We start from the raw sequence: 821 nt of genomic DNA, 5'->3' as shown, positions 1-821 counted from the left end.
CTAAGCTCATCAAATAAGCCTGTTCCTTACATTTCGCTCTAATCATGAAGGAAGAGTTTTATGAATGACTCCGAGCATACCATCAATGAGCGCCAAGGCTCGGCTACTGCAGACAGTAGCCGAGCCCTAAATGGGGCTAAAAATCAGGAAGTTGAACAAGCCATTAATGGGCTACGAGCCATTTTGTCGCAGATTGACGATCTTTCGACGTCACTGCGAACGTGGTCGGGCTCGACGTTGGATTTATTTCTGCTAGAGACGAAAGTCAACGTGGTGGCTGCGCGCCAAATCGTGATGTTCAGCATCATTTTTACGCTGCTGTCGGTGCTGTTTATCTTCAGTGTGTGTTTGGCTGCGGGTGTAGTGACGTACCACTTTACCGCTCAACTACTGCTAAGTGTTGGCGTGTTTATTGTGTCGTTAGGTCTAGCGTTAGTTGGGTTAGCGTGGTGGCAGAAGCGGCTGACGCATTTCCTTGGTTTCAAAAATACAACCGACCAATTGCAGGAGGGCTGGCATGCGTTCTCTAACCAAACTCGACCGAGCCATGCAGATAAAACGCATCGAGGGTAAAGCGGTTTTGGAGCAATGCTTGCTGGATAAGCAAACCCTCAAATTTACCTCGAACCGATTCGTGCAAGAAAACCCGTGGACAGCGCTTGGGTTGAGTGCTTTTGCCGCGATTGCTGTTGCGAAAGCTGGGCGGCTTTCTCGCGTCACGTCATCTCTCTCCTCCATCAGTTTTCTGCTCAATGGCGCGATGGATTTGAGTGGTCAGCTAGCCAAATCTTCTTCGTCGTCTGCTGCATCCTCAAAAGAAG

General features: G+C 49.3%; 2 protein-coding genes. Both read left to right on the top strand.

Features of this window, described 5'->3' with window-relative positions; all coding sequences use genetic code 11:
- The first annotated feature begins 60 nt into the window (after positions 1 to 60).
- On the top strand, positions 61 to 573 hold the full coding sequence (locus R7P74_RS25760; RefSeq protein ID WP_025535356.1) for a phage holin family protein: 513 nt from the start codon (positions 61 to 63) through the stop codon (positions 571 to 573).
- Positions 518 to 821: hypothetical protein (locus R7P74_RS25755; protein ID WP_318123487.1), on the top strand; the 304-nt coding region annotated here is incomplete at its 3' end. The genes R7P74_RS25760 and R7P74_RS25755, both read left to right, overlap by 56 nt.

The organism is Vibrio sp. 2033, assembly GCF_033339735.1.
Note: the sequence above shows the minus strand (reverse complement) of the source record. Positions and strands in the feature narration are given on the sequence as shown.